Below are 21,194 nucleotides of genomic sequence, written 5' to 3'. Positions count from 1 at the left end.
CCCTACCACCTCACTGCATCTATTTCCTCTATCATGGCTTTGCGTCGCGGATACTGGACTTTCCACGAGGTGCGAAGACTTGCACTCACCACTTTCCCATCAGGTAAACCTGCAATTTTTACTAAATACCCTGCTAACTGACGATAGCGGCTTCGACTACTAGCCACATCCATCTGCTGACAAAGAGCTTGAGCGTAGGCATCTCGTAATTGCTCAGGCAGTTTCTCTGATAAATAGTCTTCAAATCGATCCAAATTTTCTAAGACCCAGTAACTTGCTGTAATGCGGTCCAATAATTCCTGCGGTCGGTCTGCCAATTGCAACAATTTCAACTGCTGTGACCGGAAACGACCATCCTCCAGCAAATCATCTAAGTAGCTCTGCCATTCTTCCCTAGAAACATAGTCCCGTAACTCCTCTACCAGCTCCAAATCAGTATCACCAGCAGAGAAAATCATCTCCAGCAATTCTTCTCTGACCTTGTCATCCTGCCCCTGAGACCGGTAGATGTCCCGTAACTGCTGGCTATAATCCGACACCAGTCCCCTATACTGGGCATCCAGGCGCTTACTTTCCTGCAAGAGGTGAACGGCACGGTCTAGATGCTGATTTGCTACAGCCTGGGCAATGGCTAGTTTACGAAGTCCAGCCACCTCCCAATGATTGGCCTGGAAGGTCAACAAGTCTGCCTCACTAGAGTCCAACTGAACCAACAACCTGTAACAGAGCAAGGCAAATCGGTCACGACGGAATTTCCATGACCAAGAAGACTTGTCTCCTCCTTCTATCGCTTGCAAGACCGCTTGAAAATAGGTCAATTTCTGCTCAAGGAAATGTTCTTCTTGAAACTCCATTTCCACAAATTCCATGAGAAGGTCTTCTGCAACCTCATAACCACTTAGCTTTTCTAAGCACCAGTCTAGTAATTCTTGGACAATCTTATCCGGAGCTACAGTCAATAAATTCTGCCAGTACCAAGCAAGTCTATACAGCAGACTACCAGTCGTTCCATTGGAATCATCCAACTCCTGCCGGCAAATCTGATGGTAAAAGGCATCTGATACAGCCAAGAAATTCGCATACTCACACCTATCCAGTAAAGGCTGGAGATACTGATGCATCGCCTTTGTCACAGCCTGTTCGTAATCCCTAGTCTGCCTATACTCGATATAGCCCGTACGCCTGTCCTCAAAGGGACGACCGAGGTCTCTGATTTCCTTTTTCACATTCTCCACTTGCTGAGAAGTTAGCTGGGATGAGAAACGCAGTTGTAGCCGATTGGCTAGTTCCCTATCTTCTTGGGCTAATTCAAGAACAACAGCCCGTAGTTGCTCAACTGTCAGTTTATCCAGGAGCTGGGCAAGTGACACATCTTTGCCCTCAAGAGCTGGATGGCTATCTAATTCAGAAATAGCAAACAAGACTGCTGCAATATGCTTGCAGTGGTTCATTTCTTGAGCATATGGACACTCACACCACATACTGACCAGCTGACCGTGCTCAAAGCTAATCTCCACCTCATAGACTTGACCACCAATAACATGTGCATTGTAGCCATCACTGGTCTTTTGAAGCCCTTGAACGGCATCGTCTAAAAATAAACTGCAGCCCCTATCTACAATGTGAGGCTTAAAATAGTCCATCCAATTTTTCATGATTATTTCCTTTGATTTTTCTACTTAAATTATACAAAAAAAATAGGAAGTTTTTCAAGTCAACGACAAAAACTTCCCATTCTTTATTGCATCCATCTCACTCCACCCTCACCGGCACGCGCCCATAGGTCTGCTCTGCCATTGCGTCAGCGCCCAGTTGATAGACCACATCCGCCTGCTGGGTCAGGCTGTCCCAGGGCTCTTTGCCGATCCTCGTCACCAAGCCCACTCGCTCCTTGACCGTCTTGAGATAGGCCTGACCTCGAGTCGAGAAGCCTAGGACATGGACCGCATCTGGCAAGGGAGTTTCCACCGCATTGACCAGGATATAGATCAGCACACGCCGCACCCTTGCCTTGGTGTAGCGCTTGGTCGCAACAGCATCCACCAACTCCTCCACGGTCGCTACGCTCCCAATGGCAGAGCGGATACGACTGGCTAGTTCTTCGTTGACCTGAAAGACCTGACTGAGATCTGAGTGGGTCGCAATCTGGTAGCGGAGCAGAGGAAGATAGTTTCTCCAGCTTACCTTGGTCGCCTCTTCAAAGAGACTGGCAGACGGTAAAAAGTCACGCACCAAGTCCAGCTGGTCAGCACTCTTTCGGATAGCCGTCGCCGAGGCGTAAGTCGATTCCACCTCTTCCGAGTGAAAACCAGCCCCCTGCCGCTGAACAGGACAGAGTTGAATGCCTGTCCCTGCCACCGCCTTGGCATAAGCCAGAGCCAGAATATGATTGGGCGTGTCACCTGTGAAGGTTAGACCAGCAAACTCCTGCCACATGGCCTGGGTCTTCTGTGGATAAGAGAAATTGTCTGGCAAGTTTTTCACAAAATCTTCCATCTCTTCCGACTTATCCACATAGATATCCGCAATTTTCTGGTAATCCAGCATTTCTTCCGTACCGAAAACCAGTTTTTCCACACCTAGCTTGTGTAAAATGTTGATGGCTCCCTTGGCAAAATGGTCAGCCGACTGGACCGACACCAAGAAGGGCATCTCGACAACAAGATCTGCACCGTGTTCCAAAGCCATCTGAGCCCGTGTCCACTTATCCACAATAGCTGGCTCACCCCGTTGCATAAAATTGCCAGACATGACGACAATTTTCAGCCCCTCAGCCTGCTCCAGCAGGTACTTATGTCCCGTATGAAAAGGATTGTATTCTGCTACAATGCCTGAAATCATGCCCTACCTCCTAGACTTTATTCAACCATCTCCAACCTAATACCTAAATTACAGCAAACTCTTTTTCTGCAATCTGTACTGCTTCAAGTATATCCTCTTCTGCTAAAACCGTGCGTTTTGAGATAACTCGTTCAACCTCTCGTTCAATTATTGACTCTCTAGTAAACATCCTATTTTTAACAGATTGCTTTTTCTGGAACATGTCTTTAAGTCGTTCTCCTAATTTCTTATCGAAGATATTATTTTGAATTTCTTTAAACTCTTCTTCTGAAAGCGCCATAGCCATAACAATATCAATAAATTCTTCTTTTAGAATTGCAAACATCTCAATTCTGTCATCTTCTATAAAGTTGTCTAAAACAACCTTAGAACCAACAGCAGCCAATGTTCCACCAGCTACTGCACCTACAAATGACCCAACTGGACCTAAAAATGCTCCAGCAACCGCACCACCTGCAACTCCACCTAGTAAGCCTGTTCCTGCTACTAGGCTATTTTTTAATAACTGTTGGCTAGATATTCTACCTTGCAGTAGATCAAATACGTCCGGACCTACAGTAATTCCGAATGAAATAACTCCTGCTGCTTGTCTAGCAACAGTATTGGCTGCGACATTCTTAACTGTTTGTTCAGCGATTTTTTTAGTAAGAATTTTTCCAATTTGTTGAGAAGCTGTGTATATAGCCGCTCCCAACAATATCGTTTTTACTCCAGAATAGATTGCTGATTTTGCAGCTTCTTCAGTATCTTTTCCAGCCCATTTTTCCATTGCAAAAACAAGGACAAAGCTTATTCCTGCAGCTGGAATAGATTGAATAGCTCCATCAATGGCATCATATTTTAATGAAACAATATTTCCGCCCTTGGCAACCAGTTTTGCCTCATTATAAGTAACATTCCCTTTTCTAATAATCAGATAGGCATCATCAGGCTCACTATGACCCGGAACTTTTCCAGCTTTTATTTTTTTCTTCATGAGTTGAATTGATTCATTATACTGGTCTTTAGGAACTTCTAACTGCATCCCCTTATAACGGTATTCTCCTCCATTAGCCTTATCAAATGCTGCATTTATCGTTCCACTAGCTTTTGCATAGTATTTTGTTTGAATTTTTTGATTTCCAACAATTCTATCTGCCCCATTTTTGACATTATCTCTCCCTACTTGCTCTACTTTTTGGAAAGGATACTTTATCTTGTCTATTACATTATTAGCATATTCAGCTGCATGCCCATGTCCTTGTGGAGCTTTTGCGATAGCATTAAATTGAATATCTTTCAAATGAGAACCTAACATCATATTTAAACCTATAATTGATCCTATTTTAGTCCCATTTTGAAAATTCTCGGTATGAAAATCATTTTTTTGCAAACGATCAATAACTTTTTCTAAATAGTTTTCATGTAAATCTGCCGTATAACCTGTTTTAATAATTTCGTTTAAATTTGCAACTATATTTTTTTGTTGAGCGTCATCAAATTGGAAAGATAGTCTCTCAATCTTATTAGGATAAAAAAGTAGAATTTTTTTACCCTTACAAGAAATCTTCCATAAACCTTTTAAAGGGAAAAACTTTTTGCTAATTTTATACTTAATATCAGCGTCATTATTGCTATTTTCGATTTGTTCTCTAAAATAAAATCCATCCTGAGTTAACAACAAACCATATTCCAAAAACTCCTCGTCAATTTTGCTCCTAATAGGACTATAGCCAAAAATCTCCAAATTCTCTACGTCATTAACTGTACAAACAAAATCTTTGCTCCCCAATATAAACCATCTAGCCCGACCGTAGGGAATCTGCGTACTAGAATATTCAAAAGACTCGGCTAATTTGCATAAATAATCACGAATAATATCTTCATTGTATTCATGTATTTGACGACTTGATTTTAACCATATTTGAAACAAAGCTACATAAACTAATAATAACAATAAAAGAATAACAAATATTGCAACCAAGATAATGATAGCTACATTCATATCCAATACCGCCTATTTCTTCTTACACTTGAAAAACCACCGCTGGCTGATTTCTGTCGGAGCTTGATCTTCAAAGTCCGCAAAGACTTCCACAGATGCAAATCCAGCTTCTTTCAAACATTCCACATAGGTTTCAATCGGATAGGTCCGCTCTTCGTGAACTTCATCCCGACGGATAAATCGCTCCTCTTGACTGTCCTTATCTTTGACAAAGAAGGTCAATTCATGAACAATGGAATGCTCTTGCTCACCCTCATAGGTATCCCAGACAAAGGCAAAATCCTCATAGTTTTCATGGTAGCTATAACCTGCAAAGACTTCTTCCATTTGATAGATGGAGTGAACGTCAAAAAGGAAAGTACCACCTGAATTGAGAACAGAGTGAACCCCTTCAAAGACCCGTAAGACAGCTTCTTGGTCCGCCATGTAGCAAAGGCTGTCCGAGTAACAGGTCACCGCATCGAAATCTCCCACACCTTCCAGAGCCATCATATCTGCCTGGGCCAGTTCCATCATGACACCAGCAGCTTCTGCCTTCTTCTGGGCCAATTCCAACATTTCATAGGACAGGTCAAGCCCTGTCACTTCAAAGCCCTTTTGAGCAAAACGCACAGCCTGAATCCCTGTCCCACAGGCCAATTCTAAAATTGTCTTGGTGTCTTGTGGCAAGTTCCGCAAGCTAAAATCTGTCCATTTATCATACAAGCTGTCATCCATGATTTCATCATAGACCGCCGCAAAGGTTTCATAAGTTGCCATATTTTTCCTTTCATAAAAAGCAGCCAATCGACTGCTTCATTAACTCATGCTGTGTTCAAGAAGTCTATAACTTCTAATCACATAATAGTGAACTCTCTTTGGTCACTTTCGAGTTTTAAGGTGACCAGCTGAAACAGTTCCCCAGACTGTTTCACTCCCACCCCCGCACAGCTCCAACAGTCAGAGTAGTGACTGTTGGAGGTTGGAGATATAGCGAACAAAGTTCGCATCAGTCGTAGTGGTCAGATTTGGAGTGGGAAGCACGAATTGCTGAGATTTGCTTCGCAAATCTAATCTCCAACCTTTAACAGTCCACTGGACTGTTAAAGCCAATCAACCACTGCGCTGAGATGTTGACTCAAGTTTCGAATAGTGCACCCAAATCAAAATCTATCTTCATATTTTTCAAGAAGTTCATCACTTCTAATTACATAATAGTGAACTCTCTTTGGTCACTTTCGAGTTTTAAGGTGACCAGCTGAAACAGTCTATCCCCAGACTGTTCCACTATTCCTCATCTAAAAGTTCTGCGACTTCTAGGAAGCTGCCTTCATGCCATAATTTTTCAAGGTTGTAGAGGTCACGCATTTCTTCTGAGAAGATATGAACGACTACGCCTCCAAGGTCCAAAAGGACCCAGCCACCGTTACTATCGCCTTCTACACGGCTACTCTTGATTCCAACTTCCGCTACCTTTTCACGGATGTTTTCCGCAATAGCCTCCAACTGGCGACTGTTCATGGAACTGGCAATCACAAAGTAGTCTGTCAGGCTGGTCACGCCTTGAACATCAATTACAACAAGGTCCTCAGCTCGCTTGTCATCAGCAGCCTGGACCACAACTTTTACTAAATCTAGTTCTTTCATCTTATCCTCTAATTATATTTTCTAATCTATCTACCTGGGCAAAACTCCAGGACCAGATAGTTTCATATTGACCAATCAGTTCCTTTGCTGGAAGATCTGCTGTATAGGGAGTGGTAGTTCCATCTTTGATGACCGCCACGGTGTAGCCCAATTCAAAGGCCACCTTGATAGTTGTATCAATACAAAAATTGGTCGCCATACCCATGATGATGAGCTGCTCAATCCCTTGCTCATCAAGATAGGCTTGCAAGTTCGTATCCTTGAAGGCAGAACTGTACCTCTTGTCAATAATCTTCTCGCCAACCAAAGGAGCTACTGCTGGATGGACGCCCCAACCATGACTGCCTGTGGCAAATTCCTCGTCATTTTGACGGACATAGATAATCTCTATACCCGCTTGACGAGCTTTTGTGACGCTATCTTGCCAGAGGGCTAATCGCTCTTCAATGGCATAAGGTTTTTCCTCCACTAGAAGGTTTTGAATGTCAATGACTAACAATGCAGATTTCATAGCTTAACACCAGGCGTTTCCAAACGGAAGACCAATTCCCTTTCTTCTTCACTATCCAAGACAAAATCATTTTTCTCCAAGAGATGAGCCATCTTCTGATTGCCCTTAACATAGGCTGCAATCAAATGGTCGCAGACAGGATGTGATTGAGCCATTGCTATTACGACCTCCAAAGCAGCCTGGCCATAGCCTTTCCCCTGAAATTCTTGACCAATCATAAACCGCCAGAGCATGTACTGTTGGATGTCCTCATCAATATCAATCAAGGCAAAACCAACAACCTGCTCATCTGCCCAGATGGCATAAGGGAAAACATCACCGTTCTCTCTATATAACCAGGCATCTGCCAAGGAACGCACATTGGGAGCCACGAAGCCCTTGTCCTCCTCGGCTACTGTCAAGTCCAAGACTGCTTGATAGGAGCTTTCATCCACAGGTTTTAATGCAATCATCCCTACTCCTTCAACACAGCAACATAGCCATTATAGGTTTCCAAGGTTTGTGGATAAATGGGAATTCCCTTCTTGGCTAAGTAAGAAATGGTTTGGGCGGTTTCAAAGGCCACTGCCTTATCCAAGGACTCTCTTGCGATACGACGCGCCTCGTCCACCCCAGGAAAATCCCGATTGGGTTCGATGTAGTCCGCCACATAGAGAACCTTGTCCAGCAAGGTCATCTGCCCCGCACCAATGGTGTGTCGTTGAATAGCTTGGAAAATTTCCTCATCTTCCAAACCAAAATCTTCTGCGATTTTATAGGCCCCAACCACACCGTGCCAGATGTTATTAGCCCAGTTGAGCAGATCCCTATCCAAATCATACTTGGCAATCAAGTCCAAAAAAACTTGGTCTTCCACTTCCTTGGCATAGTCATGCAAGAGTGCTGCCAGACTAGCTTTTTTCGGATCACAGCCGTATTGTTCTGCCAAGGCAAGCGCCGCCTGCTCCACACCCAAGACATGTTGGAAGCGCGCTGGCTTCATGGCTACACGGATTTTTTCCAAAAGAGCCTGACGGTCAAAGGTCAAATCTGCTGCAATCATTGGTAAAGTCCTTTTTCTTCGATATAGTCCAGAACTTCATGAGGCACCATAAAATTCGGCACCCGTCCTTGCTTGATAAAACTACGCACCATGCTGGAGGAAATATCCATCAAGGGTACATCTACCCAGATAACCGGATAGGACGTCCCTGCCTTGTAACGAGGGCGCTGGACACCAACAAACTGCACCAACTGGACCAATTCATCAATCCTGTGCCATTTTGGCAGGTAGTCTACCATATCCGCACCGATGATGAAATAATAATCCGTATCAGGATTTTTTTCCTTCAGCAATTTCATGGTGTCGTAGGTATAGCTGACACCACGGCGTTCCAGTTCAATGGTTTCAATCCCCAAGCCCTCAATACCTGCAATAGCCATCTTGAGCATGGAATAGCGATGGTATTCGTCAATGGTTTCTTTTTTATCCACATGAGGCGGAATGAATTCTGGCATGAGCAAGACTTCATCCAATTTCAACTGTTGACGGACCTGGTCTGCCACTATCAAGTGGGCATTGTGGACAGGGTTAAAATTCCCTCCCAGAATACCCACTTGTTTGCGATTGGTTTCTTTCTTTTCAACCTCTAATTCAACCTTGGTAAAGGGTGTTAAGAGTTCAATAGCCATAGGCTCTCCTTCTTAGATTTCTTTGACCTGTTTGGAAATTTTACGGTTCTCTTTCTTGCTAGATTGTTTGAATAAAATCAAGATGCGACCGATTTTTTGGACCGTGTCCACACCGATTTCTTCTTCCAAGATTTCAGCTACTTCGTGGATATTTTCATCCGTATTTTGTAGCAAGGTTACCTTGATCAATTCACGCGCATCCAGCGCCTGACGAACACTGGTTTTAATCTGGTCATTTAGACCATTTTTCCCAATCTGAATAATGGGTTTAAGACTGTGTGCCTGACTGTTCAAAAAGGCACGTTGTTTTGAAGTTAGCATAATTTATTATACACAAAGGGCGTTGTAACAGACTGGGAGACTGTTACAATCGGGAAATAAAGAAAACAAAGTTTTTCCTTATTGCGCCGATATACTTAGCCCGTGTTCAAATCAGAAGACTTGAACTTCCTTTCTCTTTAATTGTAAAAACTGAAATCAAATACCTCTTATACTCAATGAAAATTAAAATCAGACTAGGCGACGCAGATGCAGATTAAACCCTACTACTTTCACGTTTTCAGGTAGCAGGCTGTAAAGCTCCACTGGAGCTTTACACTCATCAAATCAAGTCAACAACGTCTGCTTTTAATTTTCGAAGAGTATTAGATAATGGCCTTGCGGATCACCACATCAACACCCTTAGGCGCCCAGGCAGCAATCTTGGCCTTTTCATTGACACGAATCCAACCAAGACCTGAGAAGACCACATCCGTCTTTTCGTTGATGGTAAATTCATGACGAACCAATTCAGGAAATTCTTTCAATTCCTTGCTGGTTGGTGGCACTAAAAGTGAGCCCGCATGCTTCTGGTAAAATTCACTAGCCCCCTGCAACTTGGTACGGTGGAGCTGCAATTCATTGTCAAAGAAGGCCGTAAAGCCTTGGCGTTCACCAGCCACAAAGTCAAATCGTCCCAGACCAGCCAAGAACAAGGTTTGTTCTGGATTGAGCTGGTAGGTCTTTGGCTTGATTTCTTTCCGGGGGCTGATGTACTTGAGGTTTTTAGCCGTCAAATAATGGGCCATCTGGTGACGATGGATAATTCCTGGCGTGTCATAGATGTATGAACCATCATCCAAAGGAATTTCAATCTTATCCAGCGTTGTTCCAGGGAAACGTGAAGTCGTAATGACATCCTTGTCCCCTGTGATTTCTTGGATAATAGCATTGATCAAGGTTGATTTGCCGACGTTGGTCACGCCGACCACATAGACATCCCGACCTTTGCGGTATTGTTCTATCTTTTCAATCAAATCCTTGATAGCCTGCTTGTTTTGGGCTGAGGTCAAGACCACATCAACTGGTCGCATGCCGATTTCATGCGCCCGTTCGGTCAACCACTGAGTGACCTTACCTGTCTTGACAGACTTGGGTAAAATGTCCTGCTTGTTGCCGACCAAAAGTACATCATTGCCTGAAATAAAGCGAGGCAAACCTGGAATGACTGAGCCATTGAAATCAAAAATATCAATGACATTAACCACCAAGGCATCGCTTTCTCCTACGCTATGGAGAAGTTTCAAGAAATCGTCATCCGAGATATTGACATCTGAAATTTCATTGTAATGGCGCAAACGGAAACAACGTTGGCAGTAGAGTTGCCCTGTTTCCAGGCCTTTTTCTAGGGCTGATTGAGGTGTAAAACCAGCGACAGACTTGTCTAGCGTCTGAATCTGGGCACCACAGCCGATACAAAATAATTCTTCCACTTACATCTCCCTCTTGTAGTCTATCGCCCCATATTTGGCGATGATTTTCTTCATGGTCCGTCGCTCACGCCAACGATTAATCTGCGTATTGATCGAATCCGACTGAATTAAGGGCTTGACAAGGACCGACTTGAGCCCTGCACGCTTTGCAGCCCGAATGTCTGTCATCAGCTGATCACCAATCATAATCACTTCATGCGGTTGAACATCGAAGCGTTTTAAGGCACGGTTAATCCCAAAGGTGAAAGGCTTGAGTGCAAAGGCTTCAAACTCAATCCCAAAAGGAGCTACTGCTCGCTTAACCCGCTCATATTTGTTGTTGGAAACCACCACAACGGGAATGCCTGCGTCCTGCAAATCATGTAACCACTGGCGCATCTCTGGCGTACCATCGGGATTATTCCAAGCAATCAGGGTATTGTCCAAATCGACAAAGACCACCTTAATACCCTGTTTTTTTAAACTGTCAACTGTCACATCATAAGCCTTTTCCAAGGCAAAATCTGGCATGTAATTTTCTAATGTCACGGAGTTCTCCAAAGAATTTTATCAGATAATTATACCATTTTTCTAAGAAAAATGCGAATGGATGACCAAAATGAAAAACACCCGGCAACCCGAGTGTTCGTCAGCAAGTTTAGCTCTTTTCTAAAATCCAATCCTTTGGAATGAAAATCATGTGGGTTAACAACCAATCAATGTCTAGTGAGTACTTAGAAAAGGCAAAGCCAATTTCCTCTACTCCTGAATCATCCTCATCCAACCCCAAAATCGTCGCTGCATGACCGTAATCAGCATGACTATCGTCAAAGAGGCGCCAAGTTAGGGCCTTGTAAACCAATTTTTTGGCATCATATAGAGTATAGGTTTCTCTATATTCCGAAAAAGCCAAACAATCTTTTCCTTTAGGCTCTACACCCTTGATTTGAGCGATGGCAATCAGACTATCGTAATTGTGGTAACGTAGGGAATTGTTCAGAGACTGAGCCAAGCTTACTGCATAATCCAATGCTAAATCACTCACCTCAACAGCTACCGTTCCCAACTGTTCCCGTAGTGGATTGAGCAAATCAGCTGCAAAGCGTGCTAACTCTTCTCTGATTTCTTGCGATAAGTTTTCAATATCTGGTAGGATAATGTCTCTATCTTGCTCAGAGCCCTTATAGACATTGGTTTCAAGCCCCTGCTCCCCTAGACGCTCTAACTCGGGGTCGAAACCGCTATTCCCTTCACTTACATACTTTAATAGCGTTTCATAATAGCCCTTAGGTAGTAAAATCTGATCTACATTTTCCTTAGTTACGATAGTTTTCATGGTTTCCTCCTACCATTTATTTATAATGTTATTGTAACAAGATTACATTTTTTTGTAAACCATTTCAACTTTTTCCACAAATATAGTCAGGACCTGCCGAATTCACCAAAACAAACGTGTCCCATGAACCTGGTCAACTGGTAATTGTTCCAATAAGTCAGGCACATTGTCCACCGTCAAACCCCCACCAATCAAGATTTCAAGCTTACCTTGGGCATAGGAAATAATCTCTTGCAACCATTCCACATTGTTCAAGGCAGAACCAGTCAAACTTCCTCTGGTCAAAATCCGAGTTACTCCATGCCCAGCCAACCAATCAATCGCTTCAAACTGACGTTGACGAGGGATTTGGTCAAAAGCCATGTGAAAGACAAGCTGACAGCCCTGCGATACCGCAAACAGCCCTTCCAAAGCGACTTCATCCAGCCAATTATCCTCTGTCAGAGCACCAAATACCAAGCCATCCGAACCCAGCTCTTTAGCTACTTTACAATCCTCGAGCATGATCTCAAGCTCAGCCTCATCGTAGCAAAAATCACCACCACGGGGACGAATCATAGTCATGACTGTGGTATCCTGTTCATGCGCCAGTTGACAAACATATTTGATTACAGCATAGCTCGGTGTCGTCCCTCCGACTGCCAAATTGTCGCAGAGTTCAATCCGCTGGGTACCCATCGAAATAGCTTTGGCAACATCTAGATGGTTTTCAGAACAAAATTCTTTTATCATGGTCATTCCACTCCAAGTCTTTTTCTTAAGTATAACAAAAAAGAGTATATTAACCAATACTCTTTTCAGAAATAATGACATCCTTTAATGAAATAAGAAGGACTGCTCCTACAATCAAGACCATGCCAAGCAAATCCACTGTATAAAAATGCTCATTAACTAACCAGACCGCAAAGAATACTGACGCGATCGGTTCGATAGAAGCAAGCAGACTGGCATTGACTGGACCAACCATGGTAACACCTTTTAGAAAGACTGTATAAGCAAATATGGTCCCAACACCGACTATCCCTACTAGACCCAGCAAATTCCCTCCATCCAAAAAAAGTGGTTCTTGCCAGGTCTGTAGACCAAGAGTTACCATCAGACCACCCATCAGCATGCCCAGACCAATGACCACCAAGCTACCATACTGACCAATCAGTTTAACAGGTAAAATAATATAAAGGGCATAGGTCAGGGCTGAAAAAAGTCCCCAAGCTAAGCCAAGTGGTGTGATAGCCAACTCCGTCAACTGTCCATGGGTCGCAATCAATAGAGTACCTGCGATGGCCAAGACAATCGATACCACCTCTATACCCGATGGCTTTTGTCTGTGTTTTAAACAGGTATAGGCCAGAACCAAGATAGGACAAAGATATTGGAGAACAGTTGCCGTACCTGCATTTGTATAAGCGATAGCCTGCAAATAAGCCAACTGATTGAGGGTGAGACCAAACAAGGCAAAGAAAAATATGCCCAGCAAGGCTCGACCATTTTTCAACAGGGCAAATAACTCCCTTCTTGCCGTCAACACACATAGCCCTAGCAAAACAAGGCCCGAAAGTAGCAAGCGCAGGGAGGTTATCAACTCGACCGACATGCCTCGTCCAATCAGGTATTGCCCACTTACCCCCGAAAGTCCCCAAGCTATCCCTGCAATTAAAGTTATCAAGGTTCCCAATCTTTTTTCTGCCATCCTATCTCCTTTTCACAATGCGAATAGTCCTATTATACCAAAAGAGCAGGACACCGTCCCACTCTCTCATTTCATTATTATGCTAAGCCCACAAACTCTACGAATCGCATAAAGGCTTCCTGTCCTTCTGGAGTACGTTTGTAGACACCTGCATCCTCTAGGACACGGGCGAAAATTTGTCCGACAGATGCTCGAATGATTTCTTCAGCCCTTTCTTCTGTCACATCTGGATGCTCAGCCTTCAACCTATCCGCCCAAGGCTGATGATAGTCAGCCACCTGACTATCTTGACCCAGTAAGAATTTTTCTACTTCAGCCAATTCTGCCTTCAAGCGTGGAGGCAAAATCGCCAAGCCCATGACCTCAATCAAGCCGATATTTTCTTTCTTGATATGTTGCACATCTGGGTGTGGATGGTAGATGCCATCTGGAAACTCTTCTGAGGTCTGATTGTCGCGGAGAACCAAATCCAACTCATACAAATCTCCTCGTTTCCGAGCAATCGGGGTGATGGTATGATGGGGAGTTCCATCCGTCTCAGCCTTGATCTGAACGCTATCATCTGAGTAGCTCCGCCATTTTTCCAAAATCTTAGTCGCTAAACCAAGAAGCGATGGCTTATCTGCCGAGCTCAATCGAATCACCGACATGGGCCACTTGACAATGCCTGCCGAAACGGACTCAAAGCCGTCGAAGACCAGCTGACGCTCAATCGGTGCCTTTTCCATGGCAAAACTGTGCCGCCCACCTTGATAGTGATTGTGGGTCAAGATGGAGCCACCCGAGATGGGTAGATCAGAGTTGGAACCGACAAAATAATTTGGAAAGATGTCTAGCAGGTCCAAAAGTTGTTCAAAAGTTTGAGGACTGATAACCATAGGCACATGCTCTTGGTTCAAGAAAATCGCGTGCTCATTGTAGTAAGCATAGGGCGAATACTGGAAGCCCCACTTTTCCTGACCAAGATCCAAGCGAATAATGCGGTGATTGGCGCGTGCAGGATGATTAATCCGACCCTGATAGCCCTCATTTTCCATACAGAGTAGGCATTTGGGATAATTGCTTGCTTCAGCTTTCGTAGCAGCTGCAATAGACTTGGGATCCTTCTCGGGTTTGGACAGATTAATCGTGATTTCCAAATCCCCATACTCTGTCGAAACTGGATAATAGATATTTTTCGCAATCGCAGCCATCTTGATATAGTCATTGCGCTTGCTCAATTCATAGAAGTCACCAATCGCTTGCTCTGGACTATCCTGATAGGTCTGCCAAAAATCGCGATTGACCTGACTCGGACTCGGTGTCATCAAATCCATCAAACAAGCCCCAACAATGTCCTGCTCTTCCAGCAATTCACCCACAAAACCAGTTCGAACCCCGTGAGCCAATAATTCTTCCTTGAGTTCAATCAAGTCTGTTAGCTCTGTTTGGACAGTCAAAACTTGGTCCCCAACCAAGGCTAAAACCCGATTTCGCAAGTAGATAGCATCCATTTCCTCAAAATCACTGTTGGCAATAACCTGCTCAACAAAACGATCCACCAATCCTGTCATCATTTCTCCAATCTATTTTCGAGATAAGACGCGAGAGCCTCCAGCAATCTCCGCTACATAAAAGCTTGGTTCATAGCCAACCACTTCAGTATAGGTCTTGCCGACATTTTCTTTGAAGGCTTCCACCTTATCCTTGTGGACAATGGCAATACCACAGCCGCCGAAACCTGCCCCTGTCATCCGAGCACCAAGAACGCCTTCTTGTTCCCAAGCAGTATGTGCCAAGGTATCCAATTCCAAACCAGTCACTTCATAATCATGCTCCAAAGAAACATGAGAAGCATTGACCAAACGACCAAAGGTTGCCAAATCCCCTTCTTCTAAAGCCTTACGGGCCTGCAAGGTCCGTTGATTTTCTAAGACAGCATGGCGGGCACGCTTGAGGCGGTTTTCATCCTTAATCAAATAACTATATTGATCAAAGGTCCACTCATCCAACTCTCCCAGAGTTTGAATAGTCAAGACTGCATTCAATTCTTCCACTGCTTTTTCACATTCCGCGCGGCGTTCATTGTACTTAGAATCCGCCAATTCACGGCGTTTATTGGTGTTCATGATGACAATCACATGGTCACCCAAATCCAACGGTACCAATTCATACTCCAAGCTATTGGTATCTAGATAAATGGCACGTTGGTCTGCTCCCATACCGATAGCAAACTGGTCCATGATCCCAGAATTGACACCGATAAAATGATTTTCCGTCTGCTTACCGATTTTCACTAAATCAAGACGAGTCAACTCAAGACCGTACAATTCTTCTGCGATAATGCCGATCAAAAGTTCCAAAGAAGCTGATGATGATAAACCAGAACCATTTGGAATATTGCCATAGACAAAGACTTCCATCCCTGTATCAATGCTGTGCCCTGCCTCTTGCAGGAACTTGAGAACACCCTTGGCATAGTTGGTCCAGTTATCCGCCTTATCAAAGACCAGATTGTTCAAATCCACTTCGATAATTCCAAGTTCTTCAAAGTTAGCAGAATAAAAACGTAGTAGCTGGTCGTCACGTTTGCGAGCAGCTCCGTAAGTTCCCAAGGTAATAGCCGCAGGGAAAACATGACCACCGTTGTAGTCTGTATGCTCACCAATCAGGTTAATCCGACCAGGTGAGAAGAAAGTCGCATCCGCCTCTTGACCAAATACATCGAGAAAGGCTTGCTTGAGTTGTTCTGTGTTCATAGGAACCTCCTTGATATTGTAATCGTTTTCTTTTATTGTACAACTTAACAATATAAAAGTCAATATATTTACTAAAAATTTACTAATTTTAGTATTTGTGCTATACTAGATACAAATAGATAGGAGAATCCCATGGTTACTATTAAAGACATCGCTGAAAAGGCTCAATTATCATCCGCCACCATTTCCCGCGTACTCAAGGGAGACCTGACCCTATCCGTCAGCCAAGAAACCCGCGACCGCATTTTCAACTTGGCACAGGAATTGGGCTACACCAAGCACATCAAAAAACAAGCACCTCAACAAAAAGGCACCATCGGTATTGTCCAATGGTACACTGAAAGCGAGGAGCTAGCCGATCTCTACTATTATTCTATCCGTGCCAGCATCGAGCAGACCGCCAGCCTTCTGGGCTACCAAATCGTCCGCTCCTTCAACGACCTGACCAATCCCCTCCTCCAAGAAGTGGACGGCATCATCGCGGTTGGCAAATTTTCTTCTGGGCAAATAGCAGAGCTGGCCAGCCTATCCCCCAAGCTGATTTTTGTGGATTCTGATACGCTGACAGAGGGATTTTCCTGCATCACAACTGACTTTGAACACTCTGTACAGACCGTTATCGACCACTTCCGTGCACAAGGTCTGACTGATATTGGACTCCTAGTCGGACAGGAAGAAACCACAGACGGACACCAACTGCCAACAGATCCCCGCCTGACTGCCTTTCGTAATTACCTAAACACCTTGGGTATGCTCCAAGAAAGCTATATCTACCAAGGAAAATTCTCCACCCAATCAGGCTATGAGCTGATGAGCCAGGCAATTGAGGACTTAGGCGACCAACTACCGTCAGCTTTCTTCATGGCCAATGACACCCTGGCTGTCGGCGCTCTTCGTGCTTTACAAGAGCGTCAAATCGCAGTACCAGATAGAGTCCAACTCATCACCTTTAACGATACAGCCATCACGCGCCAAGTCTATCCTGCCCTGTCCTCCATCAGCGTCTTCACCGAAGAAATGGGACAAGAAGCCATGCAGCTGCTAGACCGTGTCATTGCTAGTCCGCAGCCCCACCATCCCCGTAAAATTAAGCTAGGTACACAGCTGGTTATACGCGAGAGTTCTTATTGATAAGGAAATCTTCCATCATTCCGTTACTTATATTGAATTTTATACAAGTGGTTTGATACCGAGTACGGCTTTTCAATAAGTATTAAAGATATTAAACTTCTTGTAAAACTTGTACTAAAATTTGCATAGCACATGCTCATAGCCAACATGAACAGATTATTTGCATTTTACAAGTAATCTGTTATAATGGATATAGAAAAAGGAGCTGGACGGCAATCCAGCCCCAAATGTAGAACCGTTAAAAAGACGGTGGCTCAGTTTAGATTATTTAGAAATAACCGTTACTGTCCAAAGTTTGACGGTTATTTCTTTTTGTCATTTTCTTTGAAGATTTTATAGCACAAGCCAATCAATGCAATAGTAAAACTACCAAAGCCTAGAATAGTTTGCACAACTTCAAAAGCTGTCAAAAGATGCTACTCCTTTCCGTCAGTTTTTGATGAATTGCCCATAGGCATCACCTCACTTTCAGAAAATCAAGAGCCACCGTCTTCACTTTTCTACTCATCTATTATAACATATTTCATTCCCAAAACTTGTTGAAATAGCGTAGTCTTTTCAATAAGTTTTGGGAATCCAAAAAAATCTTCCTACTATCTAAGTAAGAAGATTTTTTTATTTAGTATTGCCTTCTAGCTCTATCAGCATCAGCTCTTGCTTGTGCTGCTCGCATTTGGTCTTGATGGTGTCGTGTTTGTCTTGCACGTTCCTCTGCTATCTGAGCTTGTCGCTTTGTATCAAGCATCTTTCGTCGTGCTTCTTCCTGCTCCGCAGCAGCTCCGTTAAGTAGATCTTTATCAACAGGTACTGATCCGCTTGGTCCCATCGTTCCTAATGTTTTAAACAATTCTCTTTCAATATAGTTAAAAAGCGGTGCTACTAAACGGACAATAAACATTGAAATGTTCCAGTAGGTTTTGAAAATTGTCTTTATAATTTTCATTGTTTAACCCCTACGCTTTCTTCTTGCACTTGCAAGACCAAGACTAGATAATACTGCCACACCTGCGAGTGCCAACAAACTTGTTTGCTCCCCTGTGTTTGGCAAGGCCTTAGCACGGTCTACACGTGAGTAAGTAATACCTTGTGGTGTGACGGTGACACCTGCTTGTGGGTTCGTCACCACAATTTCACCGTCAACAACTGTCACATTTTGACCTTTATCAAGAGCGTCTTTGACTGCATCAATATCAATAGCTGGTTTTTCAACAGCAGTTGGTGCATCTTTTGGTACTGCAACAATTGTTCCGTCTGGAAGAGTAGCAATGATGTTATCTTTTGCTTTGTCTTCAAGTTCTTTAACTGTTGCGTATTCAGCTTGAAGTTCTGCCAATTTAGCTTTTTCTTCATTGAGTTTAGCAGTAACAGTTTCAAGTTTAGTTTGTGCAGTTTCAGCTTTAGTTTGTGCTTCTTTAAGAGTAGCTTCTTTTTCAGACAACTCAGCTTTTGCTTCTTTTAGCTTAGTACCAGCTTCAAGATAACCTTTAAGTTCAGTAGCAAGTGCTTTAGCTTCTTCAACCAAGCGGTCTTTTTCTGCAAGAAGAGCGTTTTTATCTTTGTTCAAGCTATCAAGTGTTGCTTGTTGTGTTGCAAGGTTAGCTTGAGCTGTTTTAAGAGCTTCAGCTTTTGCAGTTGCAGTAGCTTGTGCTGTAGCAAGTTCAGCTTTAGCAGTATCAAGAGCTGCTTTCTTTTCAGCAAGATTTGCTGAGAAGTTGTCAACTGCTTTTTGTGCATCAGCTTTGCGTGCTTCAGCATTTTGAAGTGCAATGGTTGCAAGACGTAGGTTGTTTTCAGCAACTTGAGTTTGAAGCGGTGTTGCATTAGCATCAGCAAGAGTTTTTTCTGCTGCGGTTTTTGCTTCAAGTGCGGTAGCGTAATTAGCGCTAGCTTTAGTCAATTCAGCCTTAGCATTGTCTGATGCAGTTTGGGCTACTGATTGGTCAGCTTGTGCTTTGGTAAGTGTTGCTTGAAGAGTTGTTGTATCATTTGGGTTGGTGATTTCTGTACCTGTGTAGACACCAAATACGTTGATAATATGTGGTTGTCCAGCAAATGTGGCAAATGCGACACCAAGGTCAGATGCACCTGTCATCATATTTTTCATATGACCCCAGTTTGATGGTGCATCTGCAAATGCCATAACTTTTACGGCATCATAAATTGATTTTTTCAAAGCATACATTGTTGTATTTTGAAAATTTGAAACGTTTCTATCAAAAAATGATGTTGTTGTTCTATCTACAAGATTTGAAACATTTTCACCGAAGTAATCACCGCCAGAAACATGGCCTGCACTTTGAATTGATTTATTACGAGCAATATACTTTTTAGCTTGATCATTAGCTGCTTTAAGTGACCCTGTATTGAGGGTAAGTGGTTGTGCACCAAGTTGTTCACGAACAGCGTTTACAACTTGTAGATTGTATAATGCAAGTTCTTGCAATTGTTCATCTGTTAAGGCATCAATGTTGACAATTTTGTTTTTATCAGCTGGACTGATAGTGGTGCTTGAGGCTTGAGCCACCTCAACACCTTGACCAGTCAATGTTAGTGACCATTGGCTGGTTCTATTTTTCATATACTTTTCATAAGCTGTTTTAAAGTTAGAAACATTTGATGTATACCCATTTCTTTGTTTCACTTCATCTGAAACAATTGTATCTGGCATAACAATTGTAACAGTATCAACATTTGCAAGAGCGTCTGTTACTGATTTGACAGCGTCAGTAGCCTTAGTTACTGCATCAGTTGTTGTTTTAACAGTATTTTGTGCAGTAGTCAATTTTGCTGAGGCAGTTGTTACCGCATCTGTTTTAACTGCAACGTCAGTTGTTGCTGCATCAATTGCAGTTTGACGTTCTGCATCTGCCTTTTTAGCTGTATCAACGGCTGTAGTAGCAGTTGTAACATTATCTTGTGCTGTTTTGACATCAGCTGTAGCTTGGTCAAGAGTTGCTTGAGCCTCTGCAAGACCAGTACCAGAAAGAGCATCTTGAGCTGCTTTAACATCAGCTTCTTTAGATGCTACTGCGCTATCTGCTTGGTCTTTTTCTGCTTGGGCAGTATCAACAGCAGTTTGTGCATCTGCAACAGCTTGTGTTTGTGCTGTGATTTCAGCATTAACTTCATCTGTTTCAGCAGCGTTTGCTGTTTGGTCAGCAAGGTTAGCTGTTTGGTCAGACTGGTTAGCTGCAATGTTTTCTGGTGTTGCTTTAGCAGTGTTTGCTTCTGCGTCAGCTACAGCTTGGGTTGCAGTATCAACGTCTGCTTGAGCAGTGGTAACAGCTTGGTTAGCTGCATCTGCATCAACTTGAGCTTGGTTAGTTTCAGCTACAGTAGCATCAACAACAGCTTGTTGAGCATCAAGAGCTGGTTTAACATCAGCTGATGTTTTAGATGCTTCGACAGCTGTAGTTTCAGTTGCAACTGGTGTTTCAGTTGTAACTGGAGCCTCAACAGTTGATGTTGCCAATGATGCTTGAGCTTCTTCATAAGAAGAGTAAGTTCCATTTGGTTCAGATTTTACAATTTCGCCTGTGGCGTGGTTAACAGTTTGCCACTCACCAGTCACACGGTTCAAGAAAATATCATATTGTGTGTCTGCTGATACGGTAGACGCACCAACGGTTGCAAGGGTGATAGCCGCACCTGTTGCTAAAGTTTTAAATGTTTTTTTGTTCATAGTTTTTTTCTCCTTTGTTACTGTTAGGATAGGTTTGACTGTAAAGTCAAACCTTGTTATATGTAGTATAACAAGCGATTTGTGCTCTATATTTTTAAAGTATACCATAAACTTCCTTACAATTATTTCCATAGAAAACTATAGGTTCAATATTGCAAAATAGCATCGAAAAGCAATGTATTTTTTTTTTTTTTTTTGAACCCATAGGTCATCTTTTTGTAGATTTTTATCCTAGTTTTAAGTATACTAATCTA

The 21,194-nt window shown here is 43.1% G+C and carries 21 protein-coding genes; 1 reads left to right on the top strand and 20 read right to left on the bottom strand.

Going from position 1 to position 21,194, the window contains the following annotated elements; translation table 11 throughout:
- Positions 1-2: 2 nt before the first annotated feature.
- The 17 genes from PHA78_RS02140 to PHA78_RS02060 all read right to left on the bottom strand — a co-directional run bounded on the left by PHA78_RS02140 (position 3) and on the right by PHA78_RS02060 (position 16,127).
- Positions 3-1,655 (bottom strand): SWIM zinc finger family protein, encoded by a 1,653-nt coding sequence (locus PHA78_RS02140; protein WP_272158402.1) that lies wholly within the window; start codon positions 1,653-1,655, stop codon positions 3-5.
- 97 nt (positions 1,656-1,752) lie between these two features.
- A complete protein-coding gene (locus PHA78_RS02135) occupies positions 1,753-2,841 on the bottom strand; it encodes a nucleotidyltransferase (protein WP_272158401.1) in 1,089 nt (362 codons plus the stop codon).
- A gap of 43 nt (positions 2,842-2,884) precedes the next feature.
- Complete coding sequence (locus PHA78_RS02130; RefSeq protein ID WP_272158400.1) at positions 2,885-4,825, bottom strand: hypothetical protein; 1,941 nt, start codon at positions 4,823-4,825, stop codon at positions 2,885-2,887.
- Between the two features lie 12 nt (positions 4,826-4,837).
- Positions 4,838-5,584, bottom strand: a complete 747-nt coding sequence (locus tag PHA78_RS02125; RefSeq protein ID WP_029185403.1) for a class I SAM-dependent DNA methyltransferase — start codon at positions 5,582-5,584, stop codon at positions 4,838-4,840.
- Between the two features lie 507 nt (positions 5,585-6,091).
- Complete coding sequence (rsfS, locus tag PHA78_RS02120; protein WP_024381737.1) at positions 6,092-6,451, bottom strand: ribosome silencing factor; 360 nt, start codon at positions 6,449-6,451, stop codon at positions 6,092-6,094.
- A 1-nt stretch (position 6,452) separates the two neighbouring features.
- Positions 6,453-6,962: a cysteine hydrolase family protein gene (locus tag PHA78_RS02115; RefSeq protein WP_272158399.1), complete on the bottom strand. Its 510-nt coding sequence runs from the start codon at positions 6,960-6,962 to the stop codon at positions 6,453-6,455.
- Positions 6,959-7,414, bottom strand: a complete 456-nt coding sequence (locus tag PHA78_RS02110; RefSeq protein ID WP_272158398.1) for a GNAT family N-acetyltransferase — start codon at positions 7,412-7,414, stop codon at positions 6,959-6,961. Before PHA78_RS02110 ends, PHA78_RS02115 begins: the two co-directional genes overlap by 4 nt.
- Before the next feature lie 2 nt (positions 7,415-7,416).
- A complete protein-coding gene (yqeK, locus tag PHA78_RS02105) occupies positions 7,417-8,004 on the bottom strand; it encodes a bis(5'-nucleosyl)-tetraphosphatase (symmetrical) YqeK (RefSeq protein ID WP_272158397.1) in 588 nt (195 codons plus the stop codon).
- Positions 8,001-8,633 (bottom strand): nicotinate-nucleotide adenylyltransferase, encoded by a 633-nt coding sequence (locus PHA78_RS02100; RefSeq protein ID WP_014637492.1) that lies wholly within the window; start codon positions 8,631-8,633, stop codon positions 8,001-8,003. The genes yqeK and PHA78_RS02100 overlap by 4 nt, the downstream gene beginning before the upstream one ends.
- Before the next feature lie 12 nt (positions 8,634-8,645).
- Complete coding sequence (yhbY, locus tag PHA78_RS02095; RefSeq protein ID WP_024379048.1) at positions 8,646-8,957, bottom strand: ribosome assembly RNA-binding protein YhbY; 312 nt, start codon at positions 8,955-8,957, stop codon at positions 8,646-8,648.
- Between the two features lie 320 nt (positions 8,958-9,277).
- A complete protein-coding gene (yqeH, locus tag PHA78_RS02090) occupies positions 9,278-10,384 on the bottom strand; it encodes a ribosome biogenesis GTPase YqeH (protein ID WP_272158396.1) in 1,107 nt (368 codons plus the stop codon).
- Positions 10,385-10,912, bottom strand: coding sequence for a YqeG family HAD IIIA-type phosphatase (locus PHA78_RS02085; protein WP_272158395.1), 528 nt, complete (start codon positions 10,910-10,912; stop codon positions 10,385-10,387).
- A gap of 109 nt (positions 10,913-11,021) precedes the next feature.
- Entirely contained in the window at positions 11,022-11,699 is a 678-nt protein-coding gene (locus PHA78_RS02080) for an SEC10/PgrA surface exclusion domain-containing protein (protein ID WP_272158394.1), read from the bottom strand.
- 102 nt (positions 11,700-11,801) lie between these two features.
- A complete protein-coding gene (locus PHA78_RS02075; protein WP_272158393.1) occupies positions 11,802-12,431 on the bottom strand; it encodes a copper homeostasis protein CutC in 630 nt (209 codons plus the stop codon).
- Positions 12,432-12,480: 49 nt separating this feature from the next.
- Complete coding sequence (locus PHA78_RS02070; protein ID WP_272158392.1) at positions 12,481-13,389, bottom strand: DMT family transporter; 909 nt, start codon at positions 13,387-13,389, stop codon at positions 12,481-12,483.
- A 77-nt stretch (positions 13,390-13,466) separates the two neighbouring features.
- Positions 13,467-14,945, bottom strand: coding sequence for a UDP-glucose--hexose-1-phosphate uridylyltransferase (gene galT / locus PHA78_RS02065; protein ID WP_272158391.1), 1,479 nt, complete (start codon positions 14,943-14,945; stop codon positions 13,467-13,469).
- A gap of 9 nt (positions 14,946-14,954) precedes the next feature.
- A complete protein-coding gene (locus PHA78_RS02060; RefSeq protein ID WP_099806717.1) occupies positions 14,955-16,127 on the bottom strand; it encodes a galactokinase in 1,173 nt (390 codons plus the stop codon).
- Between the two features lie 132 nt (positions 16,128-16,259).
- On the opposite strand from PHA78_RS02060, the gene PHA78_RS02055 reads away from it, so the two are divergent.
- Entirely contained in the window at positions 16,260-17,258 is a 999-nt protein-coding gene (locus PHA78_RS02055; protein ID WP_272158390.1) for a LacI family DNA-binding transcriptional regulator, read from the top strand.
- A gap of 302 nt (positions 17,259-17,560) precedes the next feature.
- Here the strand turns inward: PHA78_RS02055 and PHA78_RS02050 are convergent, their stop codons facing one another.
- From PHA78_RS02050 to PHA78_RS02040, 3 genes are all read right to left on the bottom strand, one after another.
- Positions 17,561-17,668 carry a putative holin-like toxin gene (locus PHA78_RS02050; RefSeq protein ID WP_079267781.1) on the bottom strand — a complete coding sequence of 36 codons (108 nt, stop codon included), beginning with the start codon at positions 17,666-17,668 and terminating at the stop codon, positions 17,561-17,563.
- Between the two features lie 209 nt (positions 17,669-17,877).
- On the bottom strand, positions 17,878-18,201 hold the full coding sequence (locus tag PHA78_RS02045; protein ID WP_024376444.1) for a hypothetical protein: 324 nt from the start codon (positions 18,199-18,201) through the stop codon (positions 17,878-17,880).
- A gap of 3 nt (positions 18,202-18,204) precedes the next feature.
- Positions 18,205-20,940 carry an SEC10/PgrA surface exclusion domain-containing protein gene (locus PHA78_RS02040; RefSeq protein WP_272158389.1) on the bottom strand — a complete coding sequence of 912 codons (2,736 nt, stop codon included), beginning with the start codon at positions 20,938-20,940 and terminating at the stop codon, positions 18,205-18,207.
- Positions 20,941-21,194 lie beyond the last annotated feature (254 nt).

Origin of the sequence: Streptococcus sp. HN38 (genome assembly GCF_028335765.1) — a bacterium.
Lineage (GTDB): Bacteria > Bacillota > Bacilli > Lactobacillales > Streptococcaceae > Streptococcus > Streptococcus suis_P.
This window is presented reverse-complemented; position numbering and strand designations above follow the sequence as displayed.

Coding starts and splice junctions, on each gene's coding strand:
- rsfS (WP_024381737.1), bottom strand. CDS start 6,451: ATGAAAGAACTAGATTTAGTAAAAGTTGTGGTCCAGGCTGCTGATGAC.
- PHA78_RS02110 (WP_272158398.1), bottom strand. CDS start 7,414: ATGATTGCATTAAAACCTGTGGATGAAAGCTCCTATCAAGCAGTCTTG.
- PHA78_RS02075 (WP_272158393.1), bottom strand. CDS start 12,431: ATGATAAAAGAATTTTGTTCTGAAAACCATCTAGATGTTGCCAAAGCT.
- PHA78_RS02135 (WP_272158401.1), bottom strand. CDS start 2,841: ATGATTTCAGGCATTGTAGCAGAATACAATCCTTTTCATACGGGACAT.
- PHA78_RS02125 (WP_029185403.1), bottom strand. CDS start 5,584: ATGGCAACTTATGAAACCTTTGCGGCGGTCTATGATGAAATCATGGAT.
- PHA78_RS02045 (WP_024376444.1), bottom strand. CDS start 18,201: ATGAAAATTATAAAGACAATTTTCAAAACCTACTGGAACATTTCAATG.
- PHA78_RS02080 (WP_272158394.1), bottom strand. CDS start 11,699: ATGAAAACTATCGTAACTAAGGAAAATGTAGATCAGATTTTACTACCT.
- PHA78_RS02140 (WP_272158402.1), bottom strand. CDS start 1,655: ATGAAAAATTGGATGGACTATTTTAAGCCTCACATTGTAGATAGGGGC.
- yqeK (WP_272158397.1), bottom strand. CDS start 8,004: ATGATTGCAGCAGATTTGACCTTTGACCGTCAGGCTCTTTTGGAAAAA.
- galT (WP_272158391.1), bottom strand. CDS start 14,945: ATGATGACAGGATTGGTGGATCGTTTTGTTGAGCAGGTTATTGCCAAC.
- PHA78_RS02055 (WP_272158390.1), top strand. CDS start 16,260: ATGGTTACTATTAAAGACATCGCTGAAAAGGCTCAATTATCATCCGCC.
- PHA78_RS02040 (WP_272158389.1), bottom strand. CDS start 20,940: ATGAACAAAAAAACATTTAAAACTTTAGCAACAGGTGCGGCTATCACC.
- PHA78_RS02115 (WP_272158399.1), bottom strand. CDS start 6,962: ATGAAATCTGCATTGTTAGTCATTGACATTCAAAACCTTCTAGTGGAG.
- PHA78_RS02130 (WP_272158400.1), bottom strand. CDS start 4,825: ATGAATGTAGCTATCATTATCTTGGTTGCAATATTTGTTATTCTTTTA.
- PHA78_RS02100 (WP_014637492.1), bottom strand. CDS start 8,633: ATGGCTATTGAACTCTTAACACCCTTTACCAAGGTTGAATTAGAGGTT.
- PHA78_RS02070 (WP_272158392.1), bottom strand. CDS start 13,389: ATGGCAGAAAAAAGATTGGGAACCTTGATAACTTTAATTGCAGGGATA.
- PHA78_RS02060 (WP_099806717.1), bottom strand. CDS start 16,127: ATGAACACAGAACAACTCAAGCAAGCCTTTCTCGATGTATTTGGTCAA.